The organism is Sinosporangium album, assembly GCF_900100605.1.
Taxonomy (GTDB): domain Bacteria; phylum Actinomycetota; class Actinomycetes; order Streptosporangiales; family Streptosporangiaceae; genus Sinosporangium; species Sinosporangium album.
Genome location: NZ_FNCN01000021.1, coordinates 95,301 through 110,343 on the forward strand (window position 1 = coordinate 95,301; position 15,043 = coordinate 110,343).

13 protein-coding genes and 1 pseudogene are annotated in these 15,043 nt (G+C 65.8%); 1 reads left to right on the forward strand and 13 read right to left on the reverse strand.

The features are described from left to right. Positions 1 to 242: 242 nt before the first annotated feature. The 4 genes from BLQ73_RS21095 to BLQ73_RS21110 form a co-directional block, all read right to left on the reverse strand. Positions 243 to 575 carry a YnfA family protein gene (locus BLQ73_RS21095; RefSeq protein WP_093172509.1) on the reverse strand — a complete coding sequence of 111 codons (333 nt, stop codon included), beginning with the start codon at positions 573 to 575 and terminating at the stop codon, positions 243 to 245. A gap of 220 nt (positions 576 to 795) precedes the next feature. Beyond that, a complete protein-coding gene (locus BLQ73_RS21100; RefSeq protein ID WP_093172511.1) occupies positions 796 to 1,191 on the reverse strand; it encodes a hypothetical protein in 396 nt (131 codons plus the stop codon). Positions 1,192 to 1,574: 383 nt separating this feature from the next. After that, positions 1,575 to 2,375, reverse strand: a complete 801-nt coding sequence (locus tag BLQ73_RS21105) for an ABC transporter permease (protein ID WP_093172559.1) — start codon at positions 2,373 to 2,375, stop codon at positions 1,575 to 1,577. Between the two features lie 166 nt (positions 2,376 to 2,541). Further along, entirely contained in the window at positions 2,542 to 3,525 is a 984-nt protein-coding gene (locus tag BLQ73_RS21110; RefSeq protein ID WP_093172513.1) for an ATP-binding cassette domain-containing protein, read from the reverse strand. A 473-nt stretch (positions 3,526 to 3,998) separates the two neighbouring features. Here BLQ73_RS21110 and lepB point away from each other — a divergent pair. Continuing rightward, positions 3,999 to 4,346, forward strand: a pseudogene (gene lepB, locus BLQ73_RS35050) (signal peptidase I); the annotation flags it as partial. A 176-nt stretch (positions 4,347 to 4,522) separates the two neighbouring features. On the opposite strand, the gene BLQ73_RS21120 reads toward lepB, so the two are convergent. The 9 genes from BLQ73_RS21120 to BLQ73_RS21160 all read right to left on the reverse strand — a co-directional run bounded on the left by BLQ73_RS21120 (position 4,523) and on the right by BLQ73_RS21160 (position 14,668). Beyond that, the gene (locus BLQ73_RS21120; RefSeq protein ID WP_093172517.1) at positions 4,523 to 5,695 is read right to left on the reverse strand and encodes an ABC transporter ATP-binding protein; all 1,173 of its coding nucleotides are present in this window, start codon (positions 5,693 to 5,695) and stop codon (positions 4,523 to 4,525) included. Between the two features lie 53 nt (positions 5,696 to 5,748). Then, positions 5,749 to 6,567, reverse strand: a complete 819-nt coding sequence (locus BLQ73_RS21125) for a carbohydrate ABC transporter permease (RefSeq protein WP_093172519.1) — start codon at positions 6,565 to 6,567, stop codon at positions 5,749 to 5,751. Next, a complete protein-coding gene (locus BLQ73_RS21130) occupies positions 6,564 to 7,394 on the reverse strand; it encodes a carbohydrate ABC transporter permease (RefSeq protein ID WP_275936305.1) in 831 nt (276 codons plus the stop codon). The genes BLQ73_RS21125 and BLQ73_RS21130 overlap by 4 nt, the downstream gene beginning before the upstream one ends. A gap of 199 nt (positions 7,395 to 7,593) precedes the next feature. Continuing rightward, positions 7,594 to 8,760, reverse strand: coding sequence for an ABC transporter substrate-binding protein (locus BLQ73_RS21135; protein WP_245691232.1), 1,167 nt, complete (start codon positions 8,758 to 8,760; stop codon positions 7,594 to 7,596). A gap of 306 nt (positions 8,761 to 9,066) precedes the next feature. Next, positions 9,067 to 10,290: a glycerate kinase family protein gene (locus BLQ73_RS21140; protein ID WP_093172523.1), complete on the reverse strand. Its 1,224-nt coding sequence runs from the start codon at positions 10,288 to 10,290 to the stop codon at positions 9,067 to 9,069. A 58-nt stretch (positions 10,291 to 10,348) separates the two neighbouring features. Next, positions 10,349 to 11,950, reverse strand: coding sequence for an SLC13 family permease (locus BLQ73_RS21145; protein ID WP_338056637.1), 1,602 nt, complete (start codon positions 11,948 to 11,950; stop codon positions 10,349 to 10,351). A 36-nt stretch (positions 11,951 to 11,986) separates the two neighbouring features. After that, entirely contained in the window at positions 11,987 to 12,646 is a 660-nt protein-coding gene (locus BLQ73_RS21150; protein ID WP_093172527.1) for a response regulator transcription factor, read from the reverse strand. Continuing rightward, on the reverse strand, positions 12,643 to 14,121 hold the full coding sequence (locus tag BLQ73_RS21155; RefSeq protein ID WP_093172529.1) for a sensor histidine kinase: 1,479 nt from the start codon (positions 14,119 to 14,121) through the stop codon (positions 12,643 to 12,645). The genes BLQ73_RS21150 and BLQ73_RS21155 overlap by 4 nt, the downstream gene beginning before the upstream one ends. Before the next feature lie 154 nt (positions 14,122 to 14,275). Next, positions 14,276 to 14,668, reverse strand: a complete 393-nt coding sequence (locus tag BLQ73_RS21160; protein WP_143020362.1) for a hypothetical protein — start codon at positions 14,666 to 14,668, stop codon at positions 14,276 to 14,278. Positions 14,669 to 15,043 lie beyond the last annotated feature (375 nt).

Genomic DNA, 15,043 nt, shown 5'->3' on the forward strand with positions numbered 1-15,043 from the left:
CCCAGCATGCCTCTTTCCCTCGCCGAACATTTCGCACGGTGCCCCCACGCCACCCCTCTTCGGCTTTCGGCCTGCTGAAGCCGGCTTACGCGGCTCTATTGAAGCGGCTCTATTGAATAGGAGCGCGTTGTGCGCCCGCCGCTCGCGGCGCGTTCCCTGCGCGGGCGCCTTGCCGAACCGCCTCGGGAGCCCGCGGCGCGGAGGTCGTGGCGCGGAGGTCGTGGCCTCGGGCGCGCGTCTGCTCAGGCGCGCGGGGCGTACATGATGACGCCGACGCCGACCAGGCAGATGGCCGCGCCGATCAGGTCCCAGCGGTCGGGTCGGAAACCGTCGAACAGCACGCCCCAGAGGAGGGAACCGGCGACGAAGACGCCGCCGTAGGCGGCGAGGACCCGGCCGAAATGCGGGTCGGGCTGGAATGCGGCGACGAAGCCGTACGCACCCAAGGCGAGCAGGCCGGCCGTGATCCACAGCAGACCGCGTTGTTCACGGACGCCCTGCCAGACGAGCCAGGCGCCGCCGATCTCGGCGACCGCGGCCAACACGAAAAGCACCAGGGACCGGGCGGTTGTCATGCGGACGACTGTAGCCAGTGGCCGGCGGCGGATCAGCCGGCCCCCTTGGCGGCCGGTGGGCGCCCACCGACCTACGGGAGGTTTCTCCGCGGCGCCTGGTGCGAACGCGTCTTCGCCTATGGGAGTCGCCGAATGGTTGCGCTCATGCCGTACGGCTGTCGCCGCCACTCAAACGCTTTCAGCTTTCCTTCCCAGCGGTGACCTGAATGCGATGCGTTGTTCAGTCCTCGACCAGCCCGACGACTTTAACCGCGACGCCATTCTTGTGGGTGACGGTGGCGTAGATCGCGTACTTGTTCTTCTTCAGCGTCTTCTCAAGCTGGGCGGGCGTGCAGGTGTAGGACAGGGCGCGGCCCCGTGCGGCGCAGATGTCGCCGAGACGGTCGATGACCTTGGTGTCGTTGGCAAGCCACAGAATCCGGCCGGTCTTGCCATGGCCGGGGTTGACAATAATCTTGCCCGGAGCGAGATATTCGAGTTCGCCGGTGATTTTTTTGGCCTTCGACGTGCCGGAGGTGGCCGTGGCGTCGGTGGTGGAGGCGAACGTGGCGGTGGTCGCCGCGCCCACACCCGCGAGGGCGATGATTCCGGCCACGGCAGCATGAATAACTCGCATGAGATAACCCCTGAGTGCTCTGTCGGTGATGTGGATTCGGGAGGGTGTGTCCCGCCCGTCCATATGGATAGATGCACGGAGTTGGGAGAAAGTTGCGAGTTTTTTGAGGCTGTCACCTCGTCATGGATGACGTGCGGAGAGGCCATGAACAGGCTATGAGCGGCGCTCCGACGGATGACAACGCTTGGTGAGGCACGGCGTGTGGGGCGGGGGAGGATGCCGCTCGCGGTCGGCACCCCCTGGTTCCCCCGGTCAAGGCGGATCAGTCCACGCGGGCAGGGCAGGTCGTCCTGCGGCCGCATGCTCCTCCACAGGTGCACTGTCGAAGGCACACACCACACGGTCGCGCCCGAGGAGTCAATCCCCCGAAACTCCGGTCGCCTCTAGATGCGGGTGCGGAACACATTGATGGCGATGGGGGCGAAGACCAGCGCGAACCCGGCAGCCCACAGCAAGGACACCAACGCGGGGCTCGCGACCTCGCCGCCGATCATCATGCCGCGGATCGCGTCGGCCAAGTGAGTCACAGGGTTGAGGTCGGACCACGTCTTGAGCCAGGCCGGGAAGGTGTCGGCCGGCACCAGGGCGCTGCTGGTGAACGTGAGCGGCATCATCGCCGAGAAGCTGATCATCTGGACCTTCTCCGGGCTGGACGCGATGAGCCCGATCAGCACCGACATCCAGGCCATGGCCAGCGAGACCACGACCAGCAGGGCGAGTGCCCCGAGCACGCCCAGCAGATCGGTCTGCACGCGAAAGCCCAGCACCGCGCCGAAACCCACGAGCAGGGCGAACGCCCAGATCTGCTTGAACGTGTCCGCGATGACCCGGCCCGCCAGGGGAGCGGTGCGGGAGATCGGCAGGCTGCGCAGACGGTCGAACACGCCCTTGGTGATGTCGGAGTTGAGCCCGATCGCCGTGGACAGCGTGTAGAACAGCGCGTTCTGCACCAGGAGCCCGGGGAGGGCGAACTGGAGGTAATCACCCGTGGAGCCGGAGATCGCGCCGCCGAACACGTAGGTGAACAGCAGCAGGAACATGATCGGCTGGATGCTGAGATCGAGCAGCTCCCAGGGGTTGTGCTTGATCTGCACCAGGCTGCGCCACGCCAATGTCGCGGTCTGCTGGATCGTGGCTCCGACGCCGACACGGCTACTCGGAGGGGACGCGGCTTTCGCCGTCATGGTGCTCACGGTGATTCCTCGCTGTGGTTCGACGTTTCGTGCATGGAAATGTTGGGGCGGACGTCGCCCCCGGCGGCCCGGTGCCCGCCGCCCCGGTGCCCGCCGCCTCGGCCGACGACGCCGACATCGCTCAAGTCGGCGCTCAAGTCGGCGCTTACACCGGCGCTCACACCGTCGCCGTCGACTTCGCCTCGGCCTTGTCGCTGTCGTCGGCCTCCTGCTCCGCGCGGTGGCCGGTGAGCGTCAGGAACACCTCGTCGAGGCTCGGCTTGCGCAGCGACAGCTCGGAGGCGACCACGCCGAGGTCGTCGAGGCGGCGCACGATGGCCGGCACGACCGCAGGGTCATGGACCGACGCGGTCACCTTGCCCGACACCACCTCGGGCACCGTGTCGAGCACGTCGCCGACCACCTTGGAGACCACGTCGAGCCGGCTTTCGTCGATCGGGCGGACTTCGAGAACCTGGGACCCCGCCCTGGCCTTGAGCTGGTCGGAACTGCCGGACGCGATCACCTTGCCGTGGTCGAAGACCACGATGTCGTCGGCGAGTTGGTCGGCCTCCTCCAGGTATTGCGTGGTGAGGAGAACGGTCACCCCGTCGGCCATCAGGCCGCGCACGACATCCCACAGCTCGGTGCGGCTGCGCGGGTCGAGGCCGGTGGTGGGCTCGTCGAGGAACAGCACCTCGGGCCTGCCGATGAGGCTGGCCGCCAGGTCGAGCCGCCTGCGCATGCCGCCGGAGAAGGTCTTGGCGGCGCGCCCGCCGGCCTCCGTCAGGGAGAACCGGTCGAGCAGCTCCGCGGCCCGCCGTTTGGCCTCGGGGCGCGACAGGCCGAGCAGTCGCCCGATCATGACGAGGTTCTCGGTGCCGGTCAGCATCTCGTCGACCGACGCGTATTGCCCGGTCAGCCCGATGAGGGAGCGGACCTTGTGGGCCTCGCGGAACAGATCGAAACCGGCCACGGTCGCGGTGCCCTTGTCCGGGCGTAGCAGTGTCGCCAGTATTCGCACGGCCGTGGTCTTGCCTGCGCCGTTCGGACCGAGCACGCCGAGCAGCCGCCCCTGCCGGACCTCCAGGTCGACCCCGTCGAGGGCCTTGGTCGCACCGTAGTGCTTGACCAGGCCCTCCGCCTGAATCGCGTATCGCATGCGTCGTCCTCTCGTTGTGCAGTCCCCCATCATGGACGACGGGACTGACATTTCTGGGGTTTGCGGATAGCCCCAGATGGGGAGATATTTCGGACCTTCCTTCCACCCCCAGGAAGTCGATCTTGAATCCGTCTCACCCTTTCCGATCAATCGGATGTCAGTCGTCTAATGGGTGATCGTGCTGAAAAGTCTCCTCACGGCACCGGAGGGAGTCACCTGTAGCCAGGTAAAGATCACATGATCTGCGCTCAAACGATAATCACCGACATTCACCGACATTCACCCACGTTCTCCGGCACGTCGCCACGCCCGCTCCCCTGGACAAAGACCCCTTGTCGCGGATTCTCTGTACGGCATCCGCCAAATCGGCGGACCACCGAAATCCCAGCCCGGCATAACCGCCGCCACCCCAACATGCCTTGAAAGCCGAAATTTCCTGACAACGCCGCTGCGGCTTTCGCGATACTGGCGCAGTGATCTTCCGTAGATCGACCGCTCTCCTCGTCGCCGCGACCCTCACGGCGACCGGATGTCTTCCCAACGCCGACAACCCCCAAGGGCTCCAGCGGTGGCGTGTCCTCTCCGACTCGATGTCACCCACACTCAAGTCCGGCAGTTACGTCCATGTACGGATGACCGAGAGGTCCTACACCCCGAAAGCCAGCGAGATCGTTCTGTTCCGCACGCCGGAAACCTGGAAGTCCGATCCGGACACTCACGTCATCGCGAGGGTCATCGGACTCCCGGGGACCACCGTGGCCTGCTGCGATCCCACAGATCGGTTACTCATCGACGGTAAGCCGCTGGACGAGCCCTATCTGGCCGGCGCAACCCTCGCCACTCGACTTCGGGCCGGTGGAGATCCCTCCGGGCCGCCTCTGGGTGCAGGGCGACAGCCGCCCGACCGCCATCGACTCGCGCGGGATACAGGCGATGCATGGCGACGGCACCGTTCCCGTGTCCCATGTGGTCGGTGTCATCGTGCCCCGGCCGTAGGTCAGTCCCAGGGAAGCGTGAGGTTCCGCCCGGTGGCGGGCGCGAACAGGTGGATCTTCGACGGGTCGCACCAGACCCGGCGGATCTCGCCTTCCCGCACCGTCGACTCCGCAGAGAACCGCGTGACCAGGGTCGCGGTCGGTCCGCCGAGGCTGTCGGCACCGGAATCGACGGCGATCTCGTCGAGTACGGCGGAGCTCACCCGCGGTTCTTCCAGGGTGAAGTAGACGTATTTGTCCGACCCCATGGACTCCACCACGTCCACCTGGGCCTCGAACACGATCCCCTCTCCCGCGGCCAGTGCGGCGTCCTCGAAGTGCTCCGGCCGCAGGCCCACGATGAGCCGCCGGGGGGCGTCGAGGTGTCGCAGCCGGGCGATGAGCCGTACGTCCAGGGGAATGTCCCCGAGCGCGGTGCGCAGGCGAGCGTCCTCGATATCGGCGGTGATGAAATTCATCGACGGCGATCCGATGAATCCGGCGACGAACAGATTGGCGGGATGGTCGTAGAGGACTTGCGGTTCGCCGACCTGCTGCACGTTTCCACCGCGCATGACGACGACTCTGTCGCCGAGCGTCATCGCCTCCGTCTGGTCGTGCGTGACGTAAACGGTGGTGGTGCCGAGCCGGTTCTGCAGTCTGGCGACCTGGGTGCGCATGTGGACACGGAGTTTGGCGTCGAGGTTCGACAGCGGCTCGTCCATGAGAAACGCCTTGGGGGAGCGGACGATGGCCCGGCCCATGGCGACGCGCTGCCGTTGGCCGCCGGAGAGGCCGGCGGGGCGGCGGTCGAGCAGGTCCGTGAGTTCCAGGGAGCGGGCCGCTTCGAGAACTTTGCTGTTGATCGTCTCCTTGTTGAACTTGGCGAGCTTCAACGGAAAGGCGATGTTGTCCCGGACTGTCATGTTGGGATACAGGGCGTACGACTGGAACACCATGGCGATGTCCCTGTCGCGCGGCGCGCGTTCGTTCATGCGTTCGCCCCCGATGCGCAGTTCGCCGGAGCTGATGTCCTCCAGCCCCGCGATCATGTTCAGGGTCGTGGACTTGCCGCACCCGGACGGGCCCACGAGGATGACGAATTCGCCGTCCACGATGTGCAGGTCGACGGCCCGCACGGCCGTGGTCCCGTCGGGGAAGACCTTGCTCACCTTGTCCAGCACAATGTCGGCCACGATGCCTCCAATGCCTCCAATGCCTCCAATGCCTCCAATGCCTCCAGTCCCCCCTAGCCCTTGACCGCGCCGGACGTCAGGCCCGAAACAATCCGACGCTGGAACAACAGCACGAAGAGGATGACCGGTACGGTGATCACCACGGCCGCGGCCGAGATGGAGCCGGTGGGGTCCTCGAACTGGGACTCGCCGGTGAAGAAGGACAGCGCGACGGGCACCGTACGCGATCGTTCCGTCGACGTGAGTGAGATCGCGAACAGGAAGTCGTTCCAGCAGAAGATGAAGACCAGGATGGCGCCGGTGACGACACCTGGTGCCGCCAGGGGCGCGATGACCTTGCGGAATGCCTGGCCTTGGGTGGCGCCGTCCATGACGGCGGCTTTCTCAAGCTCCCAGGGGACCTGCTGGAAGAACGCGGACAAGGTCTGAATCGCGAGCGGCAACGAAAAGGTGATGTACGGCAGGATCAGCCCCCACCACGTGTCGAACAGCCCGAGCGCCCGCTCGATCTGGAAGAGCGGTGAGATAAGCGACACCTGTGGAAACATCGCGATCATCAGGGAGATAGCAACCAGCAGGTTCTTCCCGGGAAAGGACAGCCTCGCGATGGCGTACGCCGCCAGCAGGCCGAGCAGTACGGCGATCGCCGTCGAGATCGCGGCGATGCCGAGGGAGTTGACCAGGGCGCGGATGAACTGGTCGGTCTGGAAGATGCCGCGGTAGTTGTCGAGTGTCCATGCGCGCGGAATGAAGTTGCCGTCGTTGATCGTGGCCGGCGTCTTGAAGGACAGGGACGCTATCCACAGCACCGGCACAAGCGCGTAGGCGACCACGAGGACATTGACGAAACCCCAGCGCCACGCCGTCCTCACCTGCGCTCCCCTCCCGGGGCCGCTCCTGAGGTCTCCCCAGGGGCCGAGGTGCCGAGGACCCGGACGAAGACGTAGGCGATGGCGGCGACCGTGAGGAAGATGAGCACCGACATGGTCGATCCGATGCCCACATTGAGCCCTTTGATGAGGTTGTTGTAGGCCAGGATGGAAACCGAGGACGTCTCGTTGGCCCCTCTGGTCAGGATGTAGATGTTGTCGAAGATCCGGAATGCGTCGAGTGTGCGGAACAGCAGCGCCACCAGGATCGCGGGCCTCATGACCGGCAGCATGACCCTGGTGAAGCGCTGCCACCCGTTCGCCCCGTCGACCGAGGCCGCCTTCACCAGGTCATCCGGCACGAGCACAAGTCCGGCCATGAGGAGCAACGCCATAAACGGGGTTGTTTTCCACACCTCGGCCAGGATGATGATGGCCAGCGACGAGGCACGCTCGGTCAACGGCGCGGCTCCGCCGTACAGATCGGCGAGGTAACCGGTGCCGGGCGTCCACGCGTAGCGCCAGGAGAACGCGGCGACCACCGTGACGATGCCGTAGGGAATGAGGACGGATGTCCGCACCAGGCCGCGCCCGACAACGGTGCGATGCATGACATAGGCCAGCGCCATTCCCAGCACCAGCTCAATCGCCACGGAGACGACCGTGATCAGCATGGTCACCCCGAAGGCCGTCCACCAGTAGGAGTTCGTGAGCACCGTGGCATAGTTCGCCAGCCCCACGAACTTTTGCTCATCCGGAAATTTCAGGTCGAACCGCTGGAGCGACAGCCAGACCGCGTACACGATCGGCCATCCGGTGACAGCGAGCATGACCAGCGCCGCCGGAGCGCACAGCAACCACGCGAGCCGCCGCTCTGCCCGCCTCCCCGCGCTCAGCCGCCGTCCCCTCCCCGAAGCCGAAGCCGAAGCCGAAGCCGAAGCCGCGGCCGTATCCGGGCCGCGCCGCCTCCCGGCGCTCCCACCGCACCCCGTCACGTCGGCAGGCCCCGTCATGACAGGGGGTTCCAGGTCATGGAAGCACGCCCCTGGATTCCAGGGCCTCCTGCAAGGACTCACGCATCTCATCAGCCGTACGGCGCGGCTCGATGGCCGACGGAGGCGACAACAGCGCCGATATCACCGTGGAGACGTTCTGGTATGCGGGGGTGCGAGGCCGAATGGCAGGCTCCTTGAGCTCGGCGAGGATCGCGTCCCTCATCGGATACGCGTATGCCATCTCCGGCCGCGAATACACGCTCTCGATGGTCGGCGGCACACCGTCGGTGATTCCGGAATAGAACTGATTCTCCGCACTGCGGATGCACGCTGCGGCCTCGAAGGCGAGGTCCGGATGGGGGGAGAAACGGCTGACCGCGAGGTTGGTGCCGCCGATGGTGACCCTGCTTGGCACACCCGGATAAATCCCGGGATAGCGGGCCCACCGCACCTTCCTCGCCAGCTCCGGCGCCGCCTTCGCCATCGCCGGATAGACGAACGGCCAGTTAAGCTGAAACGCCCCATGACCCGCCTGGAAGCGCAGACGCGCCTCGTCCTCCTGCGCGTTGGTGAACGACGCATCGGTCACCCCAGACGTCGCGAACCTATGCAAAACGCTAAGCGCCTTCACAGCCCCCGCGTCCAGCACCGCCCTGGTGCCCTCCGCGTTCAGAATGTGCCCGCCCGCACTGGCGACCAGCGTGTTGAACAGCACCACCAGCCCCTCATACTGCGCCCCCATCGTGATGACCTGGTACGGCTTGCGCCCACTCTTCAGCCGTTGCGCCATCGCGATCATCTCGTCCCACGTCGCCGGCGGCCGATGGACGAGATCCGTGCGATACCAGAGCAACTGGGTGTTGGTGTTCTTCGGTGCGGCATACAGCATCCCCTGGTACTTCGCCGACTCCAGGGGCCCCGCCAGCGTGCCGCGTTCCACCTCGGCACGCCGGGCACCCGTCCACGGGAGAATCCACTTGGCGCTGGCGAACTCCTGCGTCCAGGTGACATCCAGCCCCATGACATCCATACCGGTGTCCTCCGCCGCCAGCCTGCGCACCATCTGCGTGCGCTGATCGTCCGCGCTGCGCGGAAGCACCTGGTAGACGATGCGGTAGCGCCCGTCGGCCTGTGCCGTACACCCGTCCACGATCCGTGCGAGGCTCTGCTCGGGCGGGTAGTAGAAATTTATCTCCGGCATTCCGCCGCTATATGAACCGCACGCGGTGAGCGGCGCGGCGATGAAGAAGGCGGCGACTATGCGAGCTGTGACTATGCGAGCTGTGACTATACGGGCCGCGACTAGGTGAGCCGCGTGAAACATACGCCTCATCAGTCGCTCCATATCCAGTGACCGAGCGCTCTTCATCCGCATCGATGTCCGTGGAAAGAGACCTTCGAGCAAAACGTGCGCTGACCGTTGCCGCATCACCGGATATCTGACCCTCCGGGAGTCGGACCGCCCCCAACTCCCGGGCAAATCACTGTGCTTTCCTGATTACCACCTTCACTTCATCCGGCTCAGATGCCGGCGCGCGGGAGAAACGGTCGACACCTGCTCCGCGCGCCCGATGGTGGCTCCCACGAAAATCAGGCGAAGTGCACGTTCTGTCGCATCTGTAATGAGTTGCTCGGCCTGAGAGATCGCCTCCGACAGAGCGATCGGAGCGGCCAGAATGCCGGCGAAAGCATCGATACCCGCGTCATAGCTGCTCTGCGCGCCATGTCCGATCGTGCCGGCCAGCGCGATGACCGGCCTGCCGTACTTTTTGGCCCTCCGCGCCACCTCGGCCGGTACCTTGCCCCGCGGCGTCTGGAAGTCGATCGCGCCCTCCGCCGTGATGACCAGGTCGGCCATGGCCAGCCGGGCGTCGAGATCCACATGGTTGAGCATGACGTCGAACCGCGGCAGCAGCCGTGCACCGAGCACTCCCGCGAGACCCGCGCCGAGGCCGCCCGACGCGCCGCCCCCCGCGGCTGTGCTGAGGTCAAGCCCGCCATGCGCGGAAAGCAGCCACGCCCAGTGGTCCATCGCCTCGGAGAGCCGCTCCACCTGCTCCGGCGTCGCCCCCTTCTGCGGTCCGAAGACCCTGGCCACCCCACGCTCCCCGGTGAGCAGATTGTGGGGGTTGCAGGCGACGAGAATCTCCGTGGACGCCAGCCTCGGGTCGAGCTCCGAGGTGTCCAGCGACGCCACCGAGGAGAGTACGGCACCGCCTCGCCCCACCGGCTCGCCGTCCGCGTCGAGCAGCCGCATGCCGAGCGCGCGCAGCGCCCCGGCGCCACCGTCGGATGTGCCCGAATCACCGCATCCCACGAGGATCCGTTCGCAGCCGGCATCGAGGGCGGCCCGGATGAGTTGGCCCACGCCGTACGTGCAGGTGCGCCCCGGATCGCGTTCCCCCGGCGGCACCAGGCGCAGGCCCGCCGCTGCGGCCATCTCGACGACGGCGGTGCGCGGCCCCCGGCCGCCGAGCACCGCGAAGTGAGAGGCCACGGGCCGGCCGACCGGGCCCTCCACCGTGACCTCGACGATGTCCCCTCCGGTGGCCGCGGCCAGGGTCTTCGCCGACCCCTCTCCGCCGTCGACCAGGGGGATGGTATCGACCACCGCGCCGGGAACTACCCTGCGCACACCGGCGGCGATGGCGTCGGCGACGGCTTCGGCGGTCAGAGACTCCTTGAATCCACTCGGTGCGATCGCAAACCGCATGGGGACAGTCGCGGGCATGGTTCCTCCAATGGGGAGTTATGAAAGGGCTGAATCACACGGATTTCGGAGGGTGCGGTCAGCGCAGTGGGAGGCCGAGAAGGGGCCAGATGTAGAGCGCGAAGCCCATGACCAGGGCCGCGATGAGAGGGGCGAGAAAAACGGAGATTTTAAGGAGATCCGAGCGCCTGTAAGTGGTGACGCCCTCAACCGCCGCGAACATGGCGACGGGTTTGGCCGATGACGGCAGGGTGTGGCAGAAGCCCGCGGCGGCGGTGGATGCGAAGGCGACCGCGGCGGGATTGAGGCCGAATGCTACCGCGAGCGGCAGCAGCAGCGGCACGAGCACGGACGAGCGCGCCGAGCGGGACTGCAAAACCAAGTGGGCGAGCGTGCTCACGGCAACCACAACCGCCATGAACTGCTCGGGGCTCATCAGATCGGTGCCGTTGAACATGGTGCGCGCCAGCCAGTCGGCGGCCCCGGAGCCGGTCAACGTGGTGCCGAGCACCGCGGTGGTGGCCATGAACAGCAGCAGCGACCACGGCACGCTGGACATCGCCTTGCCCATCCTCACCGTCCCGAGTCCGGGAGTGGTGATGGCGACGGCCCCCAGCAGGGCGACCATCGCGGGCGACACGCCATGAAACGCCTCAGTGCACCACAGCGTGACCACCACGAGGAGAAGCAGCCCTGCCCGGCGCTGATCGTTGCTGAGCGGCCCGTCGACGTTCGTATCGACCGCCGCGGCCAGCTCATCCCGATCTATGTGAAGCGGCAGACAGCGGTCCTGGTGCCGGGTCATGAGCCACAGCACGAGCTCGGTGGCCAGGTGTGAGCTCACCGCCGCGAACGGTAGGCCGAGCAGCAGCCACTGCCCGAACCCGATGCCCTGGCCCGTCGTGGCCGCGAGAACCTGGCTTGTGATGAGGTGCGCGCCGGCCCCGATCAGTGTCGCGACCGCCGACAGCAGAATGACTGTGGGGAACAGTACGGCCAGCATGCGCACGACTCGCTCCCGAGGAGCCAGCGCTCTGGCCAGAGCTATGAACACCGGCAGCGCCAGCGCTGCCCGCCCGGACGTGGCAGGTACGGCCAGCGCCGTGACCAGCAGCGAACCGGTGACAAGGTGGGCGAGTCGCCGTACGGATGTCGCCTTGGACACGAGCATGATCGCGAACCTGGCGGGCAGTCCGGTGGCGTTCAAGCCGGTGGCCAGCACGAACGCCGCTATGAGCAGCCAAATTATCTCTCCCCCGAGAGAGAGGAACAGGTCCTCCGATGACAGGACTCCGAGGAGGACCAAGGTCACCGCTGCGGCAAGTCCTACAAACGTGTCATCTACGCGACCGGAGAGGAAGGCGAGAATCGCACACACGAACACCACAAGGGTGACGCGCCCCTGCTGGGGGAGGCCGGCCTCCGTGCCCGGAAGTGCGTAGAGAAGAGCGGCTGGAACCGCAACGAGCACGATGAGAACGATCCATAGTGGGATCTGAGGTCTTCGCCGCTTTCGTGGCTCATTGTGGTCGGCGCCTGACTTAGTCGGTTCGCTCCGGGCGACCGGGAGCGGCTTGGTACCTGATTGCCGCGTTTCTGTCGCTACTGAGGTGACCGTCATACTACGAGCCTGAGACATACATCTGATGCGTAGATGAAGAGTTGATGACAAGGCTCTCATCTGCGCGTTAGCACGCACAGGCTCGGATCGATCACTCTACGCTACCAGTCGATAGCCCGTTCCGCGCACTGTGGCGATACGGTCATGGCCGATCTTCCGCCGCAGATAGCGCACGTATACGTCGACGACATTGGAGCCGGGGTCGAAGTCGAACCCCCACACATGGCTCAGCAATTGTTCCCGGGTGAGAACCTGGTCGGGGTGCCGGAAAAACACCTCAGCCAGGGCAAACTCCCTTGTGGACAGTTCCACGGCCTGATCCCGCACATGAATGCGCCGAGCCCGCAGGTCCAGCGACAGATCGCCGGCCCGCAAAACGGTTACTTCGGGCACGCGGTCACCGCGCAGCCTCAGCCGCACCCGCGCCAGCAGCTCCTCGAAGGCGAACGGCTTGGCAAGGTAGTCATCGGCCCCGCCCGACAGGGCCGCGACCGTGTCGGCGACGCTGTCCCGCGCTGTCAGGATGATGACTGAAATGGGGGCTCTGGCCTCGCGTAGCCGCCGCAACACCGTGAACCCATCGCGCAGGGGCAGTCCGATGTCCAGAATCAACAGGTCGTACTCACCGCTCAGCGCATAGTCGCACGCCGCGACCCCGTCGGACACAACGGTGGTGGTGAACCCGTTGCCGCGCAGGCCCTTCTCCACAAATGAGGCGATTCTTACCTCATCCTCGGCAATCAGAATGCGGTTCACATGACCTCCTGAGCGTCGTTATCCCGCTTCATAGCTGGAAAAGCAGTTTCTGGAAGTGGGGCATCGTCGTCCGCGAATGGCACCACGAGATCCGCATCGGCGACGATGACTTCCCGCAGCGGCATCGTGATGGTGAAAAGAGCCCCACCACCCACGTTGTCCGTCACGCGCACCGATCCGCCGTGCGCCTCGGCGATGGACCTGACGATGGCCAGCCCAAGCCCGGCCCCTTCGTGCTTACGGCTTGCCCCGCGCACGAACCGGCCGAAAATCCGCTCCCTGTCCTCCAGCCGCACCCCGGGCCCGCTGTCGCGCACCCACAGCGCGATGACACGCCGCCCCGCCGTGTCCGCGCGTACGGCGGAGCCCACCGCGATCAGGTCACCCGGGCCCGTGTGCCGTACGGCATTGGCCACCAACTGCATCAGCGCCTGCGTCAGGCGCTGGCGGTCCGCCCACACACGGCTGTCGGCCACATCGTCGACCCGCCAGGTCCGGTCGCCGAGCGTTCGGACCTTCGCGAGCACACTGACCGTCAGGTCGGCCAGTTCGACGTCGTCTATGGTGAGGAAGCCTGGTTGCTCGGCTTTGGCAAGCGTGAGCAGGTCGTCCACGATGCGATTCATCCGACCGAGTTCGTCGGTGACAAGCGCGATGGTCTCCGCCCTGTCGACCGGGTCGTCTCCCATCAATTCCAGATGCCCGCGCACCACCGTGAGCGGCGTGCGCAGTTCGTGCCCCGCGTCGTTGACGAAGTCGCGCTGGGTGGCGAACGCGCGCTCCAACCGGTCGAGCATGTGGTTGAACGTCCGCGCGAGGGCGGCCACGTCGTCATTGCCGGGAACGTTCAGTCGGCGCGTCAGGTCCGAGGAGTCACTGATGTGTTCGGCCGCCTGCCGTACCAACCGGATCGGTGCGAGCACCTGCCCGGCGACCAGCCAACCGGCCAGGCCGGCGAGGAACAGCGCCACCAGCGCCGTCACGCTGAGCGCGCGAACCGCGTCGACGACCTCTTCCTTCATGTTGTCGTAGAAGACCGCGATCACCAGGGCGCCCTGCTGTGTATCGCTCCGCACGGGGATGATGGCGTAACGCACGAGACCGGCACTGCTCATGATGTCCGCAGTCATCGGCCGCTCTACGGAAAGAGCCTTATTGATGAGGTCTCGGTTGCTGTAGATGGGAGCGAGGGGTTCCGCGAAGGTACGCCGGTGCAGTTCGCCGTCGAGGACCGTGAAGAACGTCTCATACTGGTCCGGGACATTGACCTCGAGGTAGCCCCGAAGCAGGAGATCCAGATCAGGACTAGCGGTGCGCGCATACTTCCTGAACTTGGTGGCCTCATTGGTGATCTCCGCGTTCACCCGGTCATCCAGGCGTGAAAGAAGGATCCTCCACGTCGAAAAGACCGACACGCTCAAGGCCAGAGCTACCACCAAAGCCATCCAGCCAACGATGCGGGCTCGTGCGCTCACCGTACGTCCGTCCCTGTTACGTCAGTCGCCGCCACGTCCAACACGTGAATTGCCCGGTGAAATGCAGGCGGGCGGCTTAGCGGTTGCGTTCACCTGACCGATTGTGTCCGACAGGGTTCCTGAGCCTTCATGCCGTCTGAGCGGGTGCAGGCGTTCAGTCGTCATCGTCACCGCCGTAACCATCGTCATCGTCATCGTCGTCGCCTACACGCGGCGCCGGCGGCGGTTTGACCGGTTGGCCTTGGGTACGGCGGGCGGTTTGCTGCGGAGCGCGCCTGGTCTCCGAGCTTGACCGAGCCTTATGCGGGGCAGGGGTCTTGCCCTGCGCGGTCGTTTTGGAGGGAGAGCTGGTTTTGGGTGTGGTCTGCTCTGGATTCGGACGTGGTGATGCTTCAGGCCCGGAGGTCGGGATCGGGCCGCCGTGGACGACCACCGTGTCGCCGAGGTTGGGCGGCTCGCTACTGACCGCCCACACCAGCACCACCACGGTGGCGGAGGCGAGAAGCGTCCCGGCCACAAAGGCGATGAAGGACATGCGACGGTTCATGCCATTCACGGTATGTGTCCTTTGGGTAGAGCAAAGTGAGAGCAACATGAGAAGGCTCTCATTTTCCTCGCATGAGGTCTGTCCTAAAACCCCAGCGCCGCAGATGCTCCAACCCTGACCACCCAGTGTCGCGGACGGGGGGAGTGAGACACATCACCGTGGAGGTGAGAATCAGCGGTTCATCGGATCGTAGTCCCGAAGTACCAGACGTTTCCCTCAAGATCTAAGGAAGATATTTCGGCTCGGGGCCGCTTTCAAGATCAGCTTTGAGCTGAGCCCCCGTACGGCATCAGGCCCCGCGTACGGCATCAGGCCCCGCGTACGGCATCAGGCCCCGCGTACGGCATCAGGCCCCGCGTACGGCATCAGGCCCCG

Excerpts from the sequence above, each read along its gene's own strand:
- BLQ73_RS21095 (WP_093172509.1), bottom strand. The coding sequence starts at position 575 with ATGACAACCGCCCGGTCCCTGGTGCTTTTCGTGTTGGCCGCGGTCGCC.
- BLQ73_RS21100 (WP_093172511.1), bottom strand. The coding sequence starts at position 1,191 with ATGCGAGTTATTCATGCTGCCGTGGCCGGAATCATCGCCCTCGCGGGT.
- BLQ73_RS21105 (WP_093172559.1), bottom strand. The coding sequence starts at position 2,375 with ATGACGGCGAAAGCCGCGTCCCCTCCGAGTAGCCGTGTCGGCGTCGGA.
- BLQ73_RS21110 (WP_093172513.1), bottom strand. The coding sequence starts at position 3,525 with ATGCGATACGCGATTCAGGCGGAGGGCCTGGTCAAGCACTACGGTGCG.
- BLQ73_RS21130 (WP_275936305.1), bottom strand. The coding sequence starts at position 7,394 with ATGCTCGCTGTCACCGGATGGCCGATCGTGTACGCGGTCTGGCTGTCG.
- BLQ73_RS21135 (WP_245691232.1), bottom strand. The coding sequence starts at position 8,760 with ATGCCGGAGATAAATTTCTACTACCCGCCCGAGCAGAGCCTCGCACGG.
- BLQ73_RS21140 (WP_093172523.1), bottom strand. The coding sequence starts at position 10,290 with ATGCCCGCGACTGTCCCCATGCGGTTTGCGATCGCACCGAGTGGATTC.
- BLQ73_RS21145 (WP_338056637.1), bottom strand. The coding sequence starts at position 11,950 with ATGAGAGCCTTGTCATCAACTCTTCATCTACGCATCAGATGTATGTCT.
- BLQ73_RS21160 (WP_143020362.1), bottom strand. The coding sequence starts at position 14,668 with ATGAACCGTCGCATGTCCTTCATCGCCTTTGTGGCCGGGACGCTTCTC.